The sequence below is a fragment of the Allobosea sp. 117 genome (genome assembly GCF_000702305.1).
GTDB lineage: Bacteria > Pseudomonadota > Alphaproteobacteria > Rhizobiales > Xanthobacteraceae > Ancylobacter.
The window spans coordinates 346,552-366,605 of the sequence record NZ_JNLC01000012.1 but is presented as its reverse complement, the minus strand read 5'-3'; the positions used below and the strand labels follow the sequence as shown (position 1 = coordinate 366,605).

19 protein-coding genes are annotated in these 20,054 nt (G+C 68.4%); 13 read left to right on the top strand and 6 right to left on the bottom strand.

The annotated features are described in order from the left end of the window. Positions 1 to 192: 192 nt before the first annotated feature. The 4 genes from U742_RS0110960 to U742_RS0110945 form a co-directional block, all read right to left on the bottom strand. A complete protein-coding gene (locus U742_RS0110960; protein WP_029352916.1) occupies positions 193 to 1,344 on the bottom strand; it encodes a CmpA/NrtA family ABC transporter substrate-binding protein in 1,152 nt (383 codons plus the stop codon). Between the two features lie 37 nt (positions 1,345 to 1,381). Beyond that, positions 1,382 to 1,972, bottom strand: a complete 591-nt coding sequence (locus U742_RS0110955; protein WP_029352914.1) for an ANTAR domain-containing response regulator — start codon at positions 1,970 to 1,972, stop codon at positions 1,382 to 1,384. A 121-nt stretch (positions 1,973 to 2,093) separates the two neighbouring features. After that, positions 2,094 to 2,441 carry a hypothetical protein gene (locus U742_RS0110950; protein WP_156034201.1) on the bottom strand — a complete coding sequence of 116 codons (348 nt, stop codon included), beginning with the start codon at positions 2,439 to 2,441 and terminating at the stop codon, positions 2,094 to 2,096. A gap of 107 nt (positions 2,442 to 2,548) precedes the next feature. Beyond that, entirely contained in the window at positions 2,549 to 3,298 is a 750-nt protein-coding gene (locus tag U742_RS0110945) for a GntR family transcriptional regulator (protein WP_051661067.1), read from the bottom strand. A 415-nt stretch (positions 3,299 to 3,713) separates the two neighbouring features. Here U742_RS0110945 and U742_RS0110940 point away from each other — a divergent pair, with 415 nt between their 5' ends. From U742_RS0110940 to U742_RS0110890, 11 genes are all read left to right on the top strand, one after another. Beyond that, the gene (locus U742_RS0110940; protein WP_029352908.1) at positions 3,714 to 4,484 is read left to right on the top strand and encodes an SDR family oxidoreductase; all 771 of its coding nucleotides are present in this window, start codon (positions 3,714 to 3,716) and stop codon (positions 4,482 to 4,484) included. Positions 4,485 to 4,545: 61 nt separating this feature from the next. Next, on the top strand, positions 4,546 to 6,171 hold the full coding sequence (locus U742_RS0110935) for a choline dehydrogenase (RefSeq protein WP_029352906.1): 1,626 nt from the start codon (positions 4,546 to 4,548) through the stop codon (positions 6,169 to 6,171). Positions 6,172 to 6,391: 220 nt separating this feature from the next. Beyond that, positions 6,392 to 7,162 carry a transporter substrate-binding domain-containing protein gene (locus U742_RS0110930; protein WP_248310336.1) on the top strand — a complete coding sequence of 257 codons (771 nt, stop codon included), beginning with the start codon at positions 6,392 to 6,394 and terminating at the stop codon, positions 7,160 to 7,162. A gap of 77 nt (positions 7,163 to 7,239) precedes the next feature. Next, positions 7,240 to 8,013 carry an amino acid ABC transporter ATP-binding protein gene (locus U742_RS0110925; RefSeq protein WP_029352902.1) on the top strand — a complete coding sequence of 258 codons (774 nt, stop codon included), beginning with the start codon at positions 7,240 to 7,242 and terminating at the stop codon, positions 8,011 to 8,013. Further along, positions 8,013 to 8,681 carry an amino acid ABC transporter permease gene (locus U742_RS0110920; RefSeq protein ID WP_029352900.1) on the top strand — a complete coding sequence of 223 codons (669 nt, stop codon included), beginning with the start codon at positions 8,013 to 8,015 and terminating at the stop codon, positions 8,679 to 8,681. Before U742_RS0110925 ends, U742_RS0110920 begins: the two co-directional genes overlap by 1 nt. Positions 8,682 to 8,684: 3 nt before the next feature. Next, positions 8,685 to 9,353, top strand: a complete 669-nt coding sequence (locus tag U742_RS0110915) for an amino acid ABC transporter permease (RefSeq protein WP_029352898.1) — start codon at positions 8,685 to 8,687, stop codon at positions 9,351 to 9,353. A 70-nt stretch (positions 9,354 to 9,423) separates the two neighbouring features. Further along, entirely contained in the window at positions 9,424 to 11,151 is a 1,728-nt protein-coding gene (locus tag U742_RS0110910) for a dihydroxy-acid dehydratase (RefSeq protein ID WP_029352896.1), read from the top strand. A 165-nt stretch (positions 11,152 to 11,316) separates the two neighbouring features. After that, positions 11,317 to 13,389 carry a hydantoinase/oxoprolinase family protein gene (locus U742_RS0110905; protein WP_029352894.1) on the top strand — a complete coding sequence of 691 codons (2,073 nt, stop codon included), beginning with the start codon at positions 11,317 to 11,319 and terminating at the stop codon, positions 13,387 to 13,389. A 38-nt stretch (positions 13,390 to 13,427) separates the two neighbouring features. Next, positions 13,428 to 15,158: a hydantoinase B/oxoprolinase family protein gene (locus U742_RS0110900; RefSeq protein ID WP_029352892.1), complete on the top strand. Its 1,731-nt coding sequence runs from the start codon at positions 13,428 to 13,430 to the stop codon at positions 15,156 to 15,158. 4 nt (positions 15,159 to 15,162) lie between these two features. Beyond that, on the top strand, positions 15,163 to 16,017 hold the full coding sequence (locus U742_RS0110895; protein WP_029352890.1) for a sugar phosphate isomerase/epimerase family protein: 855 nt from the start codon (positions 15,163 to 15,165) through the stop codon (positions 16,015 to 16,017). Further along, on the top strand, positions 16,014 to 16,799 hold the full coding sequence (locus U742_RS0110890) for an SDR family NAD(P)-dependent oxidoreductase (protein WP_029352888.1): 786 nt from the start codon (positions 16,014 to 16,016) through the stop codon (positions 16,797 to 16,799). Before U742_RS0110895 ends, U742_RS0110890 begins: the two co-directional genes overlap by 4 nt. A gap of 8 nt (positions 16,800 to 16,807) precedes the next feature. On the opposite strand, the gene U742_RS0110885 is transcribed toward U742_RS0110890, so the two are convergent. After that, a complete protein-coding gene (locus U742_RS0110885; RefSeq protein WP_029352886.1) occupies positions 16,808 to 17,617 on the bottom strand; it encodes a shikimate dehydrogenase family protein in 810 nt (269 codons plus the stop codon). Positions 17,618 to 17,772: 155 nt separating this feature from the next. Here U742_RS0110885 and U742_RS0110880 point away from each other — a divergent pair, with 155 nt between their 5' ends. Together U742_RS0110880 and U742_RS0110875 are read left to right on the top strand one after the other, a co-directional pair. Beyond that, positions 17,773 to 17,976, top strand: a complete 204-nt coding sequence (locus tag U742_RS0110880) for a tautomerase family protein (RefSeq protein ID WP_029352884.1) — start codon at positions 17,773 to 17,775, stop codon at positions 17,974 to 17,976. 25 nt (positions 17,977 to 18,001) lie between these two features. After that, positions 18,002 to 19,240 carry an NAD(P)/FAD-dependent oxidoreductase gene (locus U742_RS0110875; RefSeq protein ID WP_029352882.1) on the top strand — a complete coding sequence of 413 codons (1,239 nt, stop codon included), beginning with the start codon at positions 18,002 to 18,004 and terminating at the stop codon, positions 19,238 to 19,240. A gap of 4 nt (positions 19,241 to 19,244) precedes the next feature. Here U742_RS0110875 and dapB read toward each other — a convergent pair whose 3' ends face one another. Continuing rightward, the gene (gene dapB, locus U742_RS0110870; RefSeq protein ID WP_029352880.1) at positions 19,245 to 20,054 is read right to left on the bottom strand and encodes a 4-hydroxy-tetrahydrodipicolinate reductase; all 810 of its coding nucleotides are present in this window, start codon (positions 20,052 to 20,054) and stop codon (positions 19,245 to 19,247) included.

The following is a 20,054-nucleotide window of genomic DNA, read 5'->3' as shown; positions in this document are numbered from 1 at the left end:
TCGCTTCCGAGAATTAATCCAAAGAAGATTCAGAAACTTGCCCGGCAGAGGGGCGAGCGCGCCTAGATCGGCCGCGCCGCTCTGGTATGCCACATCGATGCGCAGGGCGACGCGTCATCTGGCGCGAAATTGTGCAGCGCATCGCGTGCCCATGGCGGGGCTTGAGCCGGCCATCCACGGTTTGTGCCGCGATCACGCGCCGCGCAGCCGCGCCAGATAGCCGTCGACGTCGTCGGGGGTGAAGGGCTCGCCGAAGCGGGTGCCGACCGGATCGGCGCCGGGCGGCAGGTGGCTGTCGGAATTGCCGGTCGCGGCGTCGTAGAAGCCCGGCAGATAGACCTCCATCGCCGCCTGCGCGGCTTCCCGGCTGTATTCGGCCTGTCCGGCGGCGACCATCTGCGCGTAGATCCAGAGCGCATGCGCCGGCTCCGGCCGGTTGGCGCCGTCGCGATGCATGACGAGGAAGTCGGCATCGGAGCGCTCGGCCTCGCCGCTGCCGCCGACCGGCCGCCCCTGCAGCGCGCGGCGCAGCATCTCGACCGGAAGGTCCAGATGGCGCGGCTCGGCGAGCAGGCGGGCGAGATCGTCGAGCGCCTCCGGCGTCTCGCACCAGCGGGCGGCGGCGTCGAGCGCGCGCACCAGCCGGTGCAGCACCTCGGGCTCGGCATTGGCGAAGCGGGCATGCACGCCGAGCACCTTCTCCGGCGCGCGGGCGAAGATCTCCGAGCCGAGCAGGGCGATGCGCCCGACGCCGGCTTCCACCGCGACGCTGTTCCACGGCGAACCGACGCAGAAGCCGTTGATCAGGCCGTTGCGCAGGCTCTCCGCCGTGTAGGGCGGCGGCACCACGACGAGGCGCACGTCGCGCTCGGGGTCGAGGCCGCCGGCCGCGAACAGGTGGCGCAGCATGAAGCTGTGGGTGGAGAAGGCGTAGACCGAGGAGAAGACGAGTGGTTCCTCTCCCGCCGCCTGCCGGGTCTTCACCACGCGGCCGAGCGCCCGCGCCGTGCCTTCGCCGACCGCCAGATCCTCGCCGGTTTCGATCATAGCGGCGTGGAGCGCGGTCGAGACGGTGACGGCGTTGCCGTTGAGGTTCAGCGCGAAGGGCGCCACCAGCGGCACCCGCACATGGCCGAGGCCGAGCGAGGAGGCGATGGCGAGCGGCGCCAGCATATGCGCGCCGTCGAGCAGGCCGACATTCACCTTGTCGCGGATATTGGCCCAGGAGACCTCGCGGTGCAGCTCGATCTCCAGCCCCTCGGCGCGCGCGAAGCCACGCTCGGCGCAGGCGATCAGCACCGCGGCGTCGGTGAGTGGGATGAAGCCGATCGACAGGCGTCTCATGACGCGCTCCTCATGGAGGAGGCTTCAGTTCGCGGCCTCATTTGAACAGCTCCGCCGCCGTGATGATGGACTGGGCGATATCGACGATGCGCTTCTTCTCGTTCATCGCGGTCCGGCGCATCAGCGCATAGGCCCGCTCCTCGTCGAGGCCCTTCAGCTTCATGAGGATGCCCTTGGCGCGGTCGACCGTCTTGCGCTCCTCGAGCTGCGTCCTGGTCTGCTCCAGCTCGTCCTTCAGCCGCGCGAAGGCGCGGAAGCGGCTGATCGTCATGTCGACGATCGGCTTCACGCGCTCCTTCTTCAGCCCGTCGACGATGTAGGCGGAGACGCCGGCCTCGATCGCCGCCTCGATGGTGGAGGTGTCGGACTGGTCGACGAACATGGCGATCGGACGCTTCACCTCGCGGCTGACCTGGAACATCTGCTCGACGACGTCGCGCGAGGGGTCTTCCAGGTCGATCACGATGACGTCGGGGTCGATGGCGTGCAGCCGCGCCAGCAGATTGTGCCGCTCGGGCAGGCGCAGCACGTTGACATAGCCGGCCTCGCGCAGCCCGTCCTCCAGAATGGCGGCGCGCAGCGGACTCTCGTCGACGATGACGATCTTGAGACTGGTGTCGACCGTCATGGCGGCGGAAGCTGGGATGGTCGGTTGATACGCATCGGTCGCGACTCGCAAGCAAGGAGAAGGCCATCCTTCCCCCATGCGCGGGCCCTTGAATCGGCGCTATGGGCGCGGGCGAGCGGGCTCAGAAAGCCTCGAAAAGCCGGCGATCGCGGCCCGTGGCGCGCCTTCCGGGGAGGGTCGCGAGCGCCGGCCTTGCGCCCTCGGGCGCGTCCGTGTGCCGCGGCTTGCCGCCCCGCGCATCGTCCTCGCTAGCCCGCAGCAGCATGACGGCGAAGCCCATCTGCACACTGCCGAAGGTGATGGCGAGGCCGCAGGTCAGCGCGATGACCGCCACGATGCCGGAAGGCGACTGCCAGACCAAGGTGCCGAGCCGCGCCACGTCGAACGCCAGCAGCGCGGCGACGGAGGCCGCGGCGACGGCGATGCCGATCAGGGCATGACGGACGAGGAAGCGCACCAGTTCAGGCATAGGCGGACCCGCTTGCTCGCGGCTTGCCGCGTTCGGCGCCGCGCGCATCAAGCATAGACGCTGTTCGGTGCGATGAGAATGCGGGACGCCGGGCGGTGCCTGCGGCCTCACGTCTCGTCGCCGTTCCGCAGGCTGATGCGCATCTCGGAGGTGATGTTGCGGTCCAGATACTGGACGAAGCGGCCCCGGAACTGGGTGGCGTGGATATGCGCGATCTCCTCGGCCCGGTCGGCATCGCGGGCGCGGATGGCGTCCACCATCTCGGTGTGCCCGGACGCCATCATCTCGACCGAGATCTGGGTATCCCGCGCGAGGAACTCGAAATGGAAGTGCAGCATCCGGCGCCCCTCGTCCAGAAGGCGCTTGTAGAACTGCGTGAAGTAGCGGTTCCGCCCGGCATGGGCGATCGCCATGTGGAAGGCGTGGTTGCTTTCGATGAGCGGCAGGGAATTGCCGGTCGCCAGCGTCTCGCGCACGCCCTCCTCGTAGCCGAGCTGCGCCGCGACGATGGCCTTGAGGTCCGCCTCGGTGCGGTGAAGGGCGGCGAGCCGCGTGGTCGCGCGCTGCAGCAGGTCGAGCGCGTCGAGAAATTCGGGAATGCTCTGCACGTCGATCGGCGTGACGATGGTGCTGCGGTTGGGCAGGATCACCACCAGCCCCTCGCTGGAGAGCCGTACCAGCGCCTCGCGGATCGGCGAGCGTGAAAGGCCGAAGCGCTCGCTCAGCCCCACCTCGTCGAGCGGCGCGCCGGGCGCGATGGCCACACGCAATATGTCCTGCCGGAGCTGGGCGTAGACGCGGGCGCTGCCGGTCTCCTTCGCGGGGCTCGGATGATCGGAATCGAGGAGCATCGACATATTCTATTCCGGCGGTGTTGCGTAATTCGGCGCTGTTCAAACGAAGTTCAGAGAAAAGTCAAAACACCCGTTCGCGCGCGCACATCAAGCCAACCTGTCGCCGTCCGCCACGCCGGCCGTGACAGCCGACCCATAACGCCGATCGTGTCCGGCCAATGTCGACTCGATACGGGCACCATATAGGCTGCCGTATCGTCCGTATACGCTCGTGCCTCGCGCGAAGGTCGTGTCTCCCCAAATGGTTGCGTGCGGCGGGTCGAGTGCTCCGCGAAGCTGGTCCGGCGCCCGCCATCCGACATTGACGACGGTCAAACTAACGTCTTGTCGTCTAAATGTCGACATGACAGTCTGTCGGCCATTCGCCGACGCGCCTGCGCGTCGTGACGGCTGGTCCGGGGAAGCGGGGTTCGCGTTCGTGTCACTGGCGCTGTTCGATCTGTCCGGCAAGACCGCACTGGTGACGGGCTCGTCTCGCGGGCTCGGCCTCGCCATCGCGCGCGGCCTCGGGGCGGCAGGCGCCCGCGTCATCGTCAACGGCGTCGATACCGGCAATGTGGACGCGGCGGTGCAGACGCTTTCGGCCGCCGGTGTCGAGGTGATCCCCGCGCCCTTCGACGTGACCGATCGCGAGGCCGTGGCCGACGCCTTCGCGCGCTTCGACGCGCAAGGGATCGACATCGACATCCTGGTGAACAATGCCGGCGTGGTCCGCCGCGCGCCGATGGTCGATGTGACGCCGGAGGAGTGGTCCTGGATCATTGACGTCAACCTCACCGCGCCGTTCCTCATCGGGCGGCTTGCCGCCGAACGGATGATGGCGCGCGGCAAGGGCGGCAAGATCATCAATATGGGCTCGCTCACCAGCGGCCTCGCGCGCCCGACCGTCGGTCCCTATGCGGTGACCAAGGCGGGCATCGCCATGCTGACGCGGGCCATGGCGGCGGAATGGGCGCAGCACGGGCTGCAGATCAACGCCATCGGCCCCGGCTATATGCAGACCGACCTCAACCGGCCGCTGATGGAGGACGCCGCTTTCTCGGCCTGGGTCGGTGCGCGCACGCCGGCGCGGCGCTGGGGGCGGCCCGACGAGCTCGTCGGCGCCAGCATCTTCCTCGCCTCGGAAGCGTCGAGCTTCGTCAACGGGCAGATCATCTACGTGGACGGCGGGATCACCGCCACGGTGTGAAGCGGGCCTCGCGGCGCCGTTTTGAAAGGCGCCGCCCGGTCTCGCGACGGGAGGGGTCGGCATGCGCGCGTATGACTATGTGATCGTCGGCGCCGGCTCGGCGGGCTGCGTGCTGGCCGCGCGGTTGTCCGAGGATCCCGACACCCGCGTCCTGCTGGTCGAGGCCGGGCCGAAGGACAATTACTGGGGCATACGCATGCCCGCCGGCTACGACTTCACCTTCAAGCATCCGAAATACAACTGGTGCTTCACCGGCGAGCCGGAGCCCGGGCTCGGCGGCCGGCGCATGTACCAGCCGCGCGGCAAGGTGCTCGGCGGCTCGTCCTCGATCAACGGTCTCGGCTTCATCCGTGGCAACGCGCACGACTTCGAGCGCTGGGTGGCGGCCGGCGCGGCCGGCTGGTCGTACCGGCAGGTGCTGCCCTATTTCAAGCGCATGGAGACGTGGGAAGGCGGCGAGGACGCCTATCGCGGCGGCAGCGGGCCGATCCTCGTCAAGGGCGGCACCTACAGCTTCAGCCCGTTGCACGAGGCCTTCTTCGAGGCCGGAAAGCAGGCGGGCTACGCGTTCTCGGACGACCTCAACGGCGCGCAGCCCGAGGGCTTCGGCGGCTTCCAGTCGAACTGCGCCGGCGGCATCCGCTCCTCGACGGCGCGCGCCTATCTGAAGCCGGCGGCCAGCCGCCGCAATCTCGCGGTGCTGACCGGCGCGATGGTGGAGCGCATTGTGCTCGAGAAGGGCCGGGCGGTCGGCCTGTCCTACAGCCGCGGGAGCCAGCGCGAGCAGGTCCGCGCCGCGCGGGAGGTGCTGCTCTGCGCCGGCAGCTTCGGCTCGCCGCAGTTGATGATGCTCTCCGGCCTCGGGCCAGCGGCGCATCTGGAGGAGATCGGCATCGACGTCGCGATGGACCTGCCGGCGGTGGGACAGAACCTGCAGGACCATGCCTGCGTCTACATGAAGTTCGTCTCCAGCCAGCCCGTCTCCGCCATCAAATATGTGGCCTGGCACCGGGCGGCGCTGGCCGGTGTCGACTGGGCGCTGCGCCGCTCCGGTCCGCTCGCCACCAGCAATCTCGAAGCCATGGCGCTGCTGCGCAGCGAGATCGATCCCGGCTATCCCGACATCGAGGTCCAGGCGCTGCCGCTGATCTTCGACCACGACAACGGCATCGACATGAAGAACCACGGGCTGACCTTCTGCATCGGCCCGACGCGGGTCGAGAGCACCGGGTGGGTGAAGCTCCGCTCGGCCAATCCGGCGGACCCGCCGCGCATCCTCAGCAACTTCATGAATACGGACGGCGACCGGCGCCGCATGCGCGAGAGCATCCGCATCGGCCATGAGGTGGCACGCCAGCGCGCCTTCGCCGGGCTGCTCGACGGACCGGCCGACCCGCCGCATTCGTTCGCCTCGAAGGCGGAACTCGACGCCTACATCACGCGCGCCGGGGTGAACGACTTCCATCCCACCAGCACGTGCCGGATGGGGCAGGGCGCGGACAGTGTCGTCGATCCGACGCTCAAGGTGCACGGGATCGAGGGCCTGCGCGTGATCGACGCCTCGGTGATGCCGTTCATCACCAACGCCAACACCAATGCCACCACGATCATGATCGCGGAGATGGCCTCGGACATCGTCCGGGGCAGGCCGTTGCTGACTCCGGCGGACGTCCCTCTGCCCTCCTGAGTACCGGTGGACCTCCGCCGCCACGGTGCTCAACGCGTAGGCAGGTCTGCCATCGCAGTTGGCGTGCTCAAAATGGAAGCAACCCGGTCCGACCTTCGCTTGACATTGTCGCCATTTGGTCGACATTCTGTCTGAAACAAATTCCAAAACCAGAGAGCAGGGGAATTTCATGAACTGGAGCAGGCTTATCCTTGCCGCGCTGGGCGTGGTCGGCGTCGCGATGACGGCGCCCGCGGCCCGCGCGCAGACCGCCGAGGGCTATTGGCAGGAGGTGCAGAAGCGCGGCGCGCTGCGTTGCGGCGTCGCCCTCGCACCGCCGCATGTGATGCGCGATCCCTCGACCGGCACCTATAGCGGGCTGTTCGTCGACTTCTGCAACGAGTTTGCCGAGAAGGTGCTCGGCGTGAAGGCCGAGATGGTCGACACCACCTGGGACCAGATGGTGGCGGGCCTGCAGGCCGGCCGCTGGGACCTCTCGCTGGCCCTGAACCGCACGCCCAAGCGCGCGCTGGCGATCGCCTTCAGCGCGCCGGTGTGGGCGTACCAGATCTCGCTCGTCTACGATAAGGCCAATCCGAAGATCAAGGATCCGAAGTCGCTGGCCGATCTCGACGTTTCCGGCACCACCTTCGTGGTGAAGACCGGCAGCGCGGAGGACGCGGCGATGACCGCGAACCTCAAGAACGCCACCATCATGCGTCTCGCCGACGTCGACGCGAACCGCCTGGCGGTCACCTCCCGCCGCGCCGACATCGTGGTCGAGGACAGCGATGCCAACGCGCTGTTCGTCGCTACCGCGCCGAACCGCTGGGTGGCCTTGTTCCCGACGCCGGCCGTCGCCAAGCAGGGCATCGCCTTCGGCCTGCGCCGCACCGCCAGCGCCGCCGACATCGACGCCCTCAACATCTTCATCGAGGAGAAGGCGGCCACCGGCCAGACGGCGGATCTCTTCAACGCATATGTTGCCAAGATCATCGGCGCGTCGAAGTAGGCTGGTCCTCGATCTTGCAACGATGCGACGGCTGGAGCGGCATGACGGTGCTCCAGCCGTTCGTTTGGGGACGCTCAATGGCAGACCACTTCCTGAAGATTCGAGGTCTCGAGAAAAGCTACGCGATGGGGGTGATCAAGGTCCTGAACGGGCTTGATCTCACCATGACCTCGAAGGACCGCCTGGTCGTCATCGGTCCGAGCGGCGGCGGCAAGAGCACGCTCCTGCGCTGCATCATGGGGCTGGAGAACATCGCGGCCGGCGCCATCGACATCAATGGCGAGCCCTATATCGGCGCCGACAATGGCGCCACCCGCATCGACCGCCGCATCCAGAAGCAGATCGGGATGGTGTTCCAGAGCTACACGCTCTTCCCGCACCTGAACGTGCTGAAGAACCTGACGCTGGCACCGGTGCGCTCGCGCGGCGTGCCGCGCAGCGTCGCCGAGGACCGCGCGCGCGAGATCATGCGGCGGTTCGGGCTCGACCAGAAGCTCACCGCCTATCCCTCCGAGCTGTCGGGCGGCCAGAAGCAGCGCGTCGCCATTGCCCGCGCTTTGATGCTCGATCCCAAGCTGATGCTGTTCGACGAGGTGACCTCGGCGCTCGATCCCGAGCTCGTCTCGGAGGTCATCGCGATGATCATCGAGCTCGCCGATGGTGGCATGCCGATGATGATCGTCACCCACGACATGTGGTTCGCCCGGCGCATCGCCACGCGCGTGGTGTTTTGCGCCGGCGGCACCATCGCCGAGGACGCCCCGCCGGAGGAGTTCTTCGCCCGGCCCACCAGCCAGCGGGCGCGCGACTTCATCAACAACGTCCTGCACGCCAATGCCGAGCCGGCGTGATGCAGAATCTCGACTACTTCTTCATCATCCAGGCGTGGCCGCTGTTCCTCAAAGGGTTGTGGGTCACGCTCTACCTCACCTTCTGGGCCAATGTGGCGGGGCTGATCGGCGGCGCGCTGTTGGCGCTATGCACCACCGGTCCCTACCGCCTGCTCAGCGCGCCGGCGAAGCTCTATATCGAGTTCTTCCGCTGCACGCCGGCGCTCGTGCAGATCGTGTGGTTCTTCTTCTGCGTGCCGATCCTGTTCGACGTGTTCTGGTCGCCGATCTTCATGGGCGTCGTCATCCTCGGCATGAATCTCAGCGCCTTCAACGCCGAGGCCTTCCGCGCCGCGATCCAGACCATTCCGCGCGCCCATGTCGACGCGGCGGTGGCGCTCGGCCTGACGCCGTTCGAGCGGACCGCCTATGTCATCATGCCCCAGGCGCTGCGCTACGCGATCCCGGTGCTGATCACCAACGGCATCGGCCTGTTCCAGCAGACCTCGCTGGTCGCGTTGGTCGGCGTCGATGAGCTCATGTACAACGGCCGCCTGATCTCGACATCGACCTATCGGCCGATCGAGACCTACACCTTCCTCGTGCTGTTCTATCTCGCCGTCTCGATACCGATCGGGCGCCTCGCCGCCTTCATCGAGGCGAGAAGCGATCGTGCGCTGAAGGCGTGAGCGATGGACAATCTCGATTTCTCCGTGGTCTGGAAGTTCCGCGACGCGCTCGCCTGGGGGCTGATGATGAGCCTCCTGCTCAGCGGCATCTGCTCGCTGGCGGGCACGGTGCTGGGCTTCTTCATCGCGCTGTGCCAGCAGTCCCGGTTCCGGGCGGTGCGCTGGGCGGCGGCGCTCTATGTCGAGGTGCTGCGCGGCGCGCCCACCCTCATCACGCTGTTCTGGGTGTTCTTCTGCCTGCCGATCATCCTCGGCGTGGAGATCAACGCGTTCTGGTCGTCGATCATCGCGCTGACGCTCTATATGGGCGCCATCACCAGCGAGTCCTTCCGCTCGTCGCTGAAGTCGATCGGGCAGGACCAGTACGACGCCTGCAACGCCCTCGGCCTCGCGCCGGCGACGCGCACCTTCTACGTCATCGCTCCGCAGGCGCTCATCCGCGCCATTCCGAACATCCTCTCGAACGTCATCAGCCTGTTCAAGGAGAGCACGCTGGTCTCCGCGGTCGGCATGGTCGAGCTGATGTACACGGCGCAGTCGATCTCCAACATCACCGCCCGGCCGATCGAGATCCTGACCGCGGTGGCGCTGATCTATTTCGTCATCGGCTATGGCTTCAGTTGGGTGGTTTCCAGCGTCGAGCTGCGCATCCGCGCTCGGGTCCAGAGCTGAGCCGACGATCCGTTTCGTGCGAGATCCGGCGGCGGACGGGAACGCCTGCCGGAGCATTGGGAGCCCGCGCATGCCATCCGAGAAGCGTCCGCTGCGAAGCGAAGCCTGGTTCCGGCTGATCAACAATGCCGGATTTGAGCACCGTACCCATCTGAAGGCGCGCGGCGCCCTGCCGGAGATGTTCGAGGGGCGGCCGGTGATCGGCATCGCCAATTCCGGCTCCGACCTCGTGCCCTGCAACGCGCATCTGTCCGGCATCGCCGAATGGGTGGCGAAAGGGGTGCTCGAGGCGGGCGGCTATCCGCTGATCTTCCCCACCATGTCGATCGGCGATTCCATCGTGCGGCCGAGCGGCATGCTGTTCCGCAACCTCATGAGCATGGAGCTCGAGGCGACGCTGCGGGCCAATCCGCTCGACGGCGTGGTGCTGCTCACCGGCTGCGACAACACCGCTCCCGCCTATATGATGGGCGCCGCCAGCGTGATGCTGCCGACCGTGGTCGTCCATGGCGGGGCGATGATCAGCGGTCGCTTCGGCAACCGCACGGTCGGCTCGGGCACCGATATCTTCAAGATGCACGCCGACTACCGGGCCGGGCGGATGTCGAAGGACGATTTCCTCGACGCCGAGTACGGCATGTCGCGCTCCAACGGCCACTGCAACACCATGGGCACCGCCACCACCATGGGATGCCTCGCCGAGGCGCTGGGCCTCAGCCTGCCGGGCACCGCAGCGATCCCTGCCGTCGACAGCCGACGCCTGTCGAGTTCGCAGCTCGCCGGCCGGCGCATCGTCGAGATGGTGCGCGAGGACCTCACCATCACGAAGGTGGTCGACCGGCGCGCCATCGAGAACGCCATCCGCGTCAACGCCGCGCTCGGCGGCAGCACCAACGCCATCCTCCACATCACCGCGCTTGCCGGCCGGCTCGGCATCGACTTGTCGCTGGCGGATTTCGAGGCCAATTCTGCCGGCATCCCACTGCTGGCGAACATCGCGCCGAACGGCGCCTATCTCGTCGAGGAGTTCTTCGCCGCCGGCGGCCTGCCGGCGCTGATGGCGGAGATGGGCGACCGGCTGCATCTCGATGCGCTGACCGTCACCGGACGGACGCTCGGCGAGGACATCGCCAGCGCGCGCAACGGCAATCCCGAGGTGATCGCCTCCTTCGACGCGCCGGTGAAGCCGCAGAACGCGCTGAAGATCCTGCGCGGCAACCTCGCCCCGCGCGGCGCCATCATCAAGCCCTCGGCGGCCAGCCCGCATCTGATGAAGCACACCGGGCCGGCCGTGGTTTTCGAGACGGTCGAGGATCTCGACGCGCGGATCGACGATCCTAACCTTCCCGTCGACGAGAACAGCGTCCTCGTGCTGAAGGGCATCGGGCCGCGCGGCTATCCCGGCATGCCGGAGCTCGGCAATATCCGCCTGCCGGCGAAGCTGCTGGAGCGGGGCATCACCGACATGGTGCGCATCTCCGACGGCCGTATGAGCGGCACCGCCTATGGCACGGTCGTGCTGCACGTCACGCCCGAATCCTCCATCGGCGGGCCGCTCGCTCTGGTACGCGACGGCGATCTGATCACGCTGGATGTGGACGCCGGAACGCTCGATCTCAACGTCGCGCCCGAGGAGCTGGAACGCCGGAAGGGCGAGCCGGGACCGATTCCGGCCGCGGCGCGGCGCGGCTATGAGCGGCTGTTCATCGAGCATGTGCTGCAGGCGGACCAGGGGCTCGACTTCGACTTCCTGGTCGGCGGCAGCGACACCTCGACCCCCCTGCGCCGGCCGTTCTGAGCCGGCACCCGGCAAGACTTCACATTCGCTTCCGGCAACAGGCATCGGCATCGCGCAATGCCGCTGCTTGACAGGGTTTCCGGCGGCTCCTAAACATTGTCGACAGAAAGTCGACTGAGATTTTTCAAGGCTCTCCCGTAGGGGAGCCGGCCTGCGGAGAGACGGATGAGGCAAGCGCGGATTGGCGTGGACATCGGCGGCACCTTCACCGACCTCGTCCTGCTCGACAGCGAGGGCCGGGCGTTCTTCGCCAAGGTCGCGTCCACGCCGGACCATCCGGAACAGGCCGTGCTGACCGGTGTGGCCCAGATCCTGGAGACCGCCGGGCTCGGTGTCGGGCAGGTGGTCGAGGTGCTGCATGGCACCACCGTCGGCTCGAACACTCTGCTGCAGAAGGCTGGCGCCAGGACCGGCCTGATCACCACGCGCGGCTTCCGCGACGTGCTGGAGATCGGTCGCGTGCGCACCCCCACCATGTTCGACCTGTCCTGGACCAAGCCCGAGCCGCTGGTGGCCCGGCGCTACCGTCGCGAGGTCGACGAGCGCACCACCGCCGGCGGTGAAATCCTGAAGACGGTCGACATTGATCAGGTGCTGGAGATCGGCCGCGACTTCGTGCGCGAGGGCATAGAGTCGGTCGCCATCTGCTTCCTCAACTCCTACAGCAACGGTGAAAACGAGGCCGAGGCGGCGCGGGCGCTGAGCGAGGCGTTCCCCGAGCTGTGGGTGACCGCCTCGGTCGCCGTGCTGCCGGAGATCCGCGAATATGAGCGCACCTCCACCACGGCGGTGAACGCCTATGTGCTGCCGGCGCTGCGCAGCTATATCGAGCGGCTGGAAACAGGCCTGCGAGACATCGGGGTTGCCGCGCCGCTGCTGGTGAGCAATTCCAATGGCGGTCTCTCCGCCGCCGCCATCGCCCAGGAGAAACCGGTCTTCTTCATCTCGTCCGGCCGCGCGGCCGGGGTCGTTGGCGCGGGGCGGCTCGGCACCGCGATCGACGAGCGCAACCTCATCGTCTTCGACATGGGCGGCACCACCGCCTCCGCCTCGCTGATCCATGACGGCAAGCTGACCCGCACCAACGAATACGAGTTCCGCGCCGGCATCTCGACGCCGAGCCGCTTCATCAAGGCCGGCGGCTATCTGATGCGGGTGCCGACCATCGACGTCGCCGAGGTCGGCAGCGGCGCCGGCTCCATCGCCTGGCTCGATCCCGGCAAGCTTTTGAATGTCGGCCCGGTCTCCGCCGGCGCCAAGCCGGGGCCGGCCTGCTACGGAGCCGGCGGCACCAGCCCGACGGTGACCGACGCCAATGTCGTGCTCGGCTTCCTGCCCGCCGAGCTTGCCGGCGGCACGCTCACGCTCGACGTCGCCAAGGCGCGCGACGCGGTGGAGCGCGACGTTGCCGGCCCGCTCGGCCTCACCGTTGAGGCGGCGGCGACCGGCATACGCGAGATCGTCAACGTCAACATGGCCCGCGCCATCCGCGCGGTGACGGTCGAGCGCGGCGTCGATCCGCGCGACTTCACGTTGCTCGCCTTCGGCGGCTCCGGCCCGGTGCATGCCTGCGACCTCGCCCGTTCGCTCGGCATCGGCCGCGTGCTGTTCCCGCGCGCGCCGGGCGTGTTCACCGCGATGGGCATGCTGGCCGGCAGCGTGGAGCACTATTTCCTGCGCGCCTTCCCGACGCTGCTGCGCAAGGTCGAGGCCCCGGAAATCGGGAAGGTCGTCGCCGACCTGCGCACCGACGCAGTCGCGGCTCTCGCCCGCGAGGGCTATCCGGAAGACCGCATCGCCTTCGAATTCGAGCTCGACCTGCGCTTCCGCGGCCAGGATTCCGAGCTCGCCGTGCCGCTGGGGGCCGATGGCTTCGATGCCGGCGCGCTGCGCGAGGCGTTCCTGGAGAGCTATCGCGGCATCTATGGCTATGCCTCGCGCGACGATGTCGAGATCGTCAATGTGCGGTTGCGCGCACGCGGCATCAGCGCGCAGAATCTCGACTTCGCGCATATCGAGGCGGGCCAGCTCGCGCCGGGCGAGGCGGTCGTCGGCCGTCGACCGATCTATTTCAGCCGCGACACCGGCTGGGTCGACACGCCGGTGATCGAGCGGGCGGCGCTGAGTGGCGAGGTTGAGGGGCCGGTGGTGCTGCAGAGCGCCGACACCACCATCATCGTGCCGCCCGGCGCGCGCGCCGGCCTCGACCCCGTCGGCAATGTGGTGGTGACGCTATGAATGCGGGCGCGGCGCAGGCGACAGGCAGGGAGCCAACCATGGTGGAGCGCAGGATCGATCCCATCACCTTCGCGGTGATCAAGAGCGGCCTCGACACCATCGTCGACGACATGGCCTATGCGGTGATGCGCACCGCCCGCTCGCCCATCGTGCGCGACGTGCTCGACTATTCGGTCACCATGTGCGACCGGCAGGGGCGCATCCTCTCGCAGGCGAAGACCGTGGCGCTCCATCTCGGCGCGGTGCCGGACGCGATGGAGGTCGTTATCAAGCGCTTCGCCGGCAATTTGCATCCCGGCGACGTGGTGGTGCTGAACGACCCCTATGACGGCGGCATGCACCTGCCGGACATCTTCATGTTCAAGCCGATCTTCCATGGCGGCGAGCTGCAGGGCTTCTCCGTCGTGGTGGCGCATCATTGCGATGTCGGCGGCCGCGTGCCGGGCTCGAATGCCAGCGACTCGACCGAGATCTTCCAGGAAGGCATCCGCATCGCGCCGATGAAGCTCTATGATCGCGGCGCGCCGAACGAGACGCTGTTCACGATCATCGAGAAGAATGTGCGCCTGCCGGAGCTGGTCATCGGCGACATCGAGGCGCAATACGCCACCTGCAACATCGGCGAGCGCGAGTTCGTCAAGCTGGTGGAGCGCTACGGCGCCGAGGAGCTGAACCGCTATTTCGACGAGCTGATCGACTATGGCGAGGCGCTTACCCGCGCCGCCATCGCCGCCTGGCCGGACGGCGATTACGATTTCACCGACTATATCGACGGCGACGGCTTCTCGCCCGAGCCGATCCCGATCAAATGCCGCGTCAGCGTGCGCGGGAACCATCTGTACGTCGATTTCGAAGGCTCCTCGCCGCAGGTGCGGGGCGCCATCAACTCGACGCTCTCCTTCACCAAATCCTCGACCTATCTGACCGTGCGCTGTGCACTCGACAGCGAGGTGCCGAACAATGCCGGCGTCTATCGCTGCATCACCGTGACGGCGCCGGAAGGCTCGATCCTCAACCCGCTGATGCCGGCCCCCGTCGCCGCGCGCGCGCTCACCGGCTACCGCGTCGTCGACACGGTGATGGGCGCGCTCGCCCAGATCGCGCCGCGCAAGGTGATGGCGGCGGGCGAAGGCGGCAACACCGTGGTGGTGCTCGGCGGCTATCATAAGGGCTCGCGCGAGCCCTTCGTGCTGGTCGACATGATCAACGGCGCCTGGGGCGGGCGCTTCAACCAGGACGGCATAGAGGGCGTGACCAACCCCTCGCAAAACATGTCGAACCTGCCGATCGAGACGCTGGAAGCCCGCTATCCGGTGCTGATGGAGGAATATGCGCTGCGCGAGGATTCCTGCGGGCCGGGCGAATATCGCGGCGGTCTCGGGCTGGTGCGGCAATATCGGCTGCTCGCCGACGAGGCGGTGCTGCAGGTTCGCTCCGACCGCTATGTGAACCCGCCCTACGGTCTGTTCGGCGGCGGGCCGGCGGCGCTGTCGCGCAATGTGCTGATGACGGCGGACGGCGTCGCGGAAGAGCTCGACAGCAAGATCACGCGCAACATCCGGGCCGGCACCGTGATCCGCCACGAGCAGGCGGGCGGCGGCGGCTATGGCGATCCCAGGCTGCGGCCGATCTCGCGCATCCGCGCCGATCTCGACGAGGGCAAGATCTCCCGCGCCTATGCCGAGCGGCACTACGGCGTGGTGTTCGCCGGCGAGATGATCGACGAGGCAGCCACCGAGGCCCGGCGCGCGGCCGCAGGGGGCGCGTGATCCCATGCGCCCGGATCTTGCCCGCTTCGCCATCAACCAGATCACCACGCCGAACTGGACGATGGCGCAGGCGATCGAGGGCTATGCGGCGCAGGGCGTCGGGGGCATCGCCTGCTGGCGCAGCTACCTCGACGAATATGGCGTTGAGCGCACCGCCCGGCATCTGCGCGACGCCGGCCTGTGGGTCGCCTCGCTCTGCACCAGCGCCTGGCTGAACGCGGCGACGGAAGCCGATTTCGACGCCGCCATCGAGCAGAACCGGCGCATCCTCGACAATGCCGCCGCCATTGGCGCGCCCTGCGTGGTCATGGTGGTCGGCGGACTGCCGCCCGGCTCCAAGGACATCGCCGGCCAGCGCGCGCGGGTGCGCGACGCCCTCCACACGCTGGCGCCACATGCCCGCAGCGTCGGCGTGAAGCTCGGCCTCGAGCCGCTGCATCCGATGTATGCCGGCGACCGCAGCGTGCTGAACTCGATAACCGTCGCCAACGATTTGTGCGACGAGCTCGGCGATGCCGCCGGGCTGGTGCCGGACGTCTATCACTGCTGGTGGGACCCGGCCTTCGAGAGCGAGCTGCGCCGCGCCGGCCCCGAGCGCATACTGACCTTCCACTATTGCGACTGGCTGGTGCCGACCCGGAACCTGCGCGACCGCGGCATGGTCGGCGACGGCGTTGCCGATATCGCTCGCATCCGCGGTTGGCTCGACGAGATCGGCTATTCCGGCGTGTTCGAGCTCGAAATCTTCTCCGAGCTCGACTGGTGGACGCGCCCCGGCGACGAGACCGTGCGGATCGGCATCGAGCGCTGCACCCCCTATGTCGGCGCGCTCGGCGACACAGCAAAGGATCAGGCATGAACTCCTCCGGCAATGTCGTCGTGATCACCGGCGGGGCGAGCGGCATCGGCGAGGCCACCGCAAAGCGCTTCGCCGCCGCCGGCTGGACGGTCGTCATCGGCGACATCGACGAGACGCGCGGCCGCGCGGTGGCGGCGGAAATCGCGGCCGGCGGCACGCGCTGCGATTTCCATCGCCTCGACGTGTCCTCGGAGGAGGAGGTCGAGCGCTTCGCCACGACGGTGAGCACCGATCACGGCCCGGTGGCGGCGCTGGTGAATTCCGGCGGGGTGCTGCAGAACGCGGTGCGGGTGACCAAGATGCCGATCGAGGAATTCGACCGGATACTCGACATCAATGTGCGCGGCACGCTGCTGGTCGGCCGCGCCTTCGCGACCCGCATGGTCGAGGCGGGGCGCGGCTCGATCGTGAACCTCTGCTCGCTCACCACCTTCCACCCCTGGCCGCAGCCGGCCTATGGCGTCAGCAAGGCCGGCGTGAAGATGCTGACCGAGATCATGGCCGCCGAACTCGGTCCGCAGGGTGTGCGGGTCAATGCGGTGGCGCCTGGCTACACGCTGACGCCGGCGATGAAGGCGCGCATCGATCGCGGCGAGCGCGACCCGAGCACGGTGATCGCACGCTCGGCGCTGCGCCGTTTCGTCGAGCCCCACGAAGTCGCCGAGGCGATCTATTTCCTGTCCTCGCCGCTGGCCGGCGCCATCACCGGCGCGACGCTGCCGATCGATTGCGGCTGGCTGGTCTATACGAGCTACAGCGCGGCCGCCGCGCAGCCGGCCTGAGCCGGCGCTCAATAGCCGAAGAAGCGCATCATCAGACCGAGCTGCTCGTCCAGCATGCCGTTGCCGAAGCGCACATCGCAGCCGGCGCGCTGGGCGGCGAGCAGAAGCGGCGTCTCGCGCGGCTTCATCACGATGTCGGCGACGATCATGCCCGGCTTCAGCGCGGCGATGTCGACCGGCACCGGGTCGGTCTCGGGATGCAGCCCGCAGGGCGTCGCGTTGATGACGAGGTCGCGCCCCGCGAGGTCGGCGGTGCCGCTGGTCACCGCGAGTGCCGGATAGCGGCGGCGCACCTCGGCCGCCAGAGCAACCGCCCGGCCGTCGTCGACGTCGTTGATATGCACCGAGGCGACGCCCGCCGCCGCGAGGCTGAAGGCGATCGAGCGCCCGGCGCCGCCCGCGCCGACGAGGAGGGCGTGGCGGCCGACGGCGTCCCGGCCGCCGCCGAGCAGGCCCTGCATGAATCCCGGACCGTCGAAATTGGCGGCGACCATCCGCCCGTCCGGTTCACGGCGAACGGTGTTGGCGGCACCGACCGACAGCGCGGTCTCGTCCGCCGCGTCGGCGAGCGTGAGCGCCTGCTCCTTGAGCGGCACGCTGATCACGATGCCGCCGAGATTGCGCATGCGCTTCATCCCCGCCCAGCCCTCGGCGAAATCCTCGGGCGCGAAATGCATGGGGATCATCACCGCATCGATGCCGCGGCGCTCGAACTCCGGATTGAACACCTCGGGCGAGCGCACATGCTCGATCGGATGCGCCAGCATGAAGAAAATGCGCGTGGTGCCGGTGATGATGGTAGGGGAGGGAGTGTGCATCAGGAGCAACCTCTGCGCCGGGTCTTCCGCCGAACGGACGCGAAACACGCGTTGACAATGTCGACGGTCAATCTACACATGTCGACATTGGTTATACAATGAAGAAGGCGATGAGCGGTGCCGTCCCTCCTCGCCGCCCCTGGTCCGGAGCCGATATGCCCATCATCCGCGTCGAAATGCTGACAGGCCGCACCCGCGAGCAGAAGCAGGAGCTCGCCGAGTCCCTGACCAGCGAAATGGCCCGCATCGCCAAGTGCACCCCCGCGAGCGTGCAGATCGTCTTCACCGAGGTCGAGCGCGAGGACTGGGCGATCGGCGGTGTGCTGACCGACGCCAAGCCGGCGGCGCCGGCCTCCTGACGAGGCTGCCAGCGGCAGAACCCAGATGAGCGACGTCACCATCATCGGCGGCGGCATCGTCGGCCTGTGCACGGCGCTCGCCCTGCAGGACGACGGCCATTCGGTCGAGATCATCGAGCGCGACCAGCCGGGTGGCGGGGCGACCTTCGGCAATTGCGGCCTGCTGGCGGTCGGCGAGGTGGTGCCGCTCGCCAAGCCGGGCACGGCGCGCAAGATACCGGGCTGGCTTCTCGACCCCGAGGGGCCGCTCTTTGTGCGTCCGCGGGCGCTGCTGCGCGAACTGCCGTGGCTGCTGCGCTTCCTGTCGACGGGAAGCCGGCGACGCGTCACCGAGGCGGCCGGTTTCCTCGCCACGCTGACACGCCACGCCGAGGCCGACTACCGCGCGCTGCTCGACCGCGCCGGGATCGCCGGCAACCTCGTTCCGGCCGAGAACCTCATCGTCTTCCACGACCGTGCCGATTACGAGAAGGACCGCTTCACCTGGGAGCTGCGCGAGGCGCTCGGCTTCCGGCACAGCTTCCTCTCCGGCGAGGAGGTGCGCGAGCTGGAGCCGGCGCTCGGCGGACCGGTCTCCTGCGGTGCCCGGCTGAAGGGATGGCACCAGTTCAGCGATCCCCACCTGATGGCACGGCGGCTGGCGGCCTTCTTTCAGGCTCGCGGCGGCATCATCCGTATCGCCGAGGTACGGCACATCGAGAGCGCGGGCGACCGTGTCGCGGCGCTGCACCTCGCCGGGGGCGAACGGATTGATGTCCGCCGCCTCGTCGTCGCGGCGGGTGCCTGGAGCCGGCCGCTGCTCGGCGAGCTCGGGCTGAAGGCGCCGCTCGCCGCGCTGCAGGGCTACCATTATCACGTGCCCGCGCCGGGCGTCGCGCTGGGCCGCCCCGTGCTCTACGCCAATGGCGGCTTCGTGCTGACGCCGATGGAGACCGGCCTGCGCATCGCCGGCACCATAGAGGTGGCGGGGCCGGATCCGGCGCCCAATTTCTCGCGCGCCCACATGCTGGCCCGGAAGGCGGCCGGCATCCTGCCGGGGCTCGACCTGTCGGGCGGCACGCTCTGGATGGGGCCGCGCCCGTTCCTGCCGGACGGCCTGCCGGCGATCGGGCGAGCGCCGCGCCACGCCAATGTCTTCCTGGCCTATGGCCACGGGCAGATCGGCGTGACGCTCGGCGCGACGACCGGCCGGCTGGTCGCCGAGCTGGTCGCCGGTCGCGAGCCCTCCGTCGACCTCGCGCCGTTCCGCCCCGAACGGTTCTGAGGCGTCAGTCCATCACCGAGTCGAGGCCGCGCCTGACGCCGGTCCAGCCCGACACCTTGCGGGCGGCGAGCATCGTGCCCGAGACATAGGGCATGGGCGAAAAGCCGGCATCGTGGCGGATGGTCAGGCGTTCGTCATGCGTGGCGAACACGGCTTCCACCGCCAGCAGATAGGACGGCAGCCGGAGCGCATGCAGGCGGACCTCGGTCCGCCCTTCGCCGAAGGCGCCGCCGCGCGTCTCGACGGCGCCGACCATCTCCTCGACCGGCCAGCTCGTCGCCGGCTGGCGCACCTCGGCGAGCTCCTCGGCCAGCTCGCGCGCAGTGCCGGAAGGCGCGTCCCGCCGCTCGGCCGGGCAATATTCGATCAGCTCGACATCGGCGATGTATTTGGCCGCCTCGATCGCGAAGCGGCGGAGCAGGACCGCGGTGATCGCGAAATTGCCGCCGGCGAGCACGCCGACGCCCTTCGCGCGTGCGAGCGCGTCGATCTCGTCGAAATCCTTCGCGGTGAGACCCGATGTGCCGATGACGACGTGTATGCCGGCGTCGATGGCGGCGAGCGTCGCCGCCTTGATCACCTCGCGGTCGGTGTAGTCGATCAGTACGTCGGCCGGGACGGCGAGCGCCTCGGCGACGCTGGAGAACACCGGCACGCCGCTGGGCGCGCCGCCGAGCACCTCGCCGAGATCCCTGCCGGCGCCGCTGCGGGACACGGCGGCGACGAGATCCATGTCAGGTGCTTCCTCGATAGCGGCGGTGAGCGCGCGGCCGACCCGGCCGGTGGCGCCTGCGAGAATGATGCGGAAGGCCAT

What these genes read in the sequence shown, in the direction of transcription:
- U742_RS0110910 (WP_029352896.1), top strand. Translation starts at nt 9,424, where the DNA reads ATGCCATCCGAGAAGCGTCCGCTGCGAAGCGAAGCCTGGTTCCGGCTG.
- U742_RS0110935 (WP_029352906.1), top strand. Translation starts at nt 4,546, where the DNA reads ATGCGCGCGTATGACTATGTGATCGTCGGCGCCGGCTCGGCGGGCTGC.
- U742_RS0110885 (WP_029352886.1), bottom strand. Translation starts at nt 17,617, where the DNA reads ATGCACACTCCCTCCCCTACCATCATCACCGGCACCACGCGCATTTTC.
- U742_RS0110955 (WP_029352914.1), bottom strand. Translation starts at nt 1,972, where the DNA reads ATGACGGTCGACACCAGTCTCAAGATCGTCATCGTCGACGAGAGTCCG.
- U742_RS0110945 (WP_051661067.1), bottom strand. Translation starts at nt 3,298, where the DNA reads ATGTCGATGCTCCTCGATTCCGATCATCCGAGCCCCGCGAAGGAGACC.
- U742_RS0110900 (WP_029352892.1), top strand. Translation starts at nt 13,428, where the DNA reads ATGGTGGAGCGCAGGATCGATCCCATCACCTTCGCGGTGATCAAGAGC.
- dapB (WP_029352880.1), bottom strand. Translation starts at nt 20,054, where the DNA reads ATGGCCTTCCGCATCATTCTCGCAGGCGCCACCGGCCGGGTCGGCCGC.
- U742_RS0110890 (WP_029352888.1), top strand. Translation starts at nt 16,014, where the DNA reads ATGAACTCCTCCGGCAATGTCGTCGTGATCACCGGCGGGGCGAGCGGC.
- U742_RS0110950 (WP_156034201.1), bottom strand. Translation starts at nt 2,441, where the DNA reads ATGCCTGAACTGGTGCGCTTCCTCGTCCGTCATGCCCTGATCGGCATC.
- U742_RS0110920 (WP_029352900.1), top strand. Translation starts at nt 8,013, where the DNA reads ATGCAGAATCTCGACTACTTCTTCATCATCCAGGCGTGGCCGCTGTTC.
- U742_RS0110875 (WP_029352882.1), top strand. Translation starts at nt 18,002, where the DNA reads ATGAGCGACGTCACCATCATCGGCGGCGGCATCGTCGGCCTGTGCACG.
- U742_RS0110925 (WP_029352902.1), top strand. Translation starts at nt 7,240, where the DNA reads ATGGCAGACCACTTCCTGAAGATTCGAGGTCTCGAGAAAAGCTACGCG.
- U742_RS0110905 (WP_029352894.1), top strand. Translation starts at nt 11,317, where the DNA reads ATGAGGCAAGCGCGGATTGGCGTGGACATCGGCGGCACCTTCACCGAC.
- U742_RS0110895 (WP_029352890.1), top strand. Translation starts at nt 15,163, where the DNA reads ATGCGCCCGGATCTTGCCCGCTTCGCCATCAACCAGATCACCACGCCG.
- U742_RS0110930 (WP_248310336.1), top strand. Translation starts at nt 6,392, where the DNA reads ATGACGGCGCCCGCGGCCCGCGCGCAGACCGCCGAGGGCTATTGGCAG.
- U742_RS0110880 (WP_029352884.1), top strand. Translation starts at nt 17,773, where the DNA reads ATGCCCATCATCCGCGTCGAAATGCTGACAGGCCGCACCCGCGAGCAG.
- U742_RS0110915 (WP_029352898.1), top strand. Translation starts at nt 8,685, where the DNA reads ATGGACAATCTCGATTTCTCCGTGGTCTGGAAGTTCCGCGACGCGCTC.
- U742_RS0110960 (WP_029352916.1), bottom strand. Translation starts at nt 1,344, where the DNA reads ATGAGACGCCTGTCGATCGGCTTCATCCCACTCACCGACGCCGCGGTG.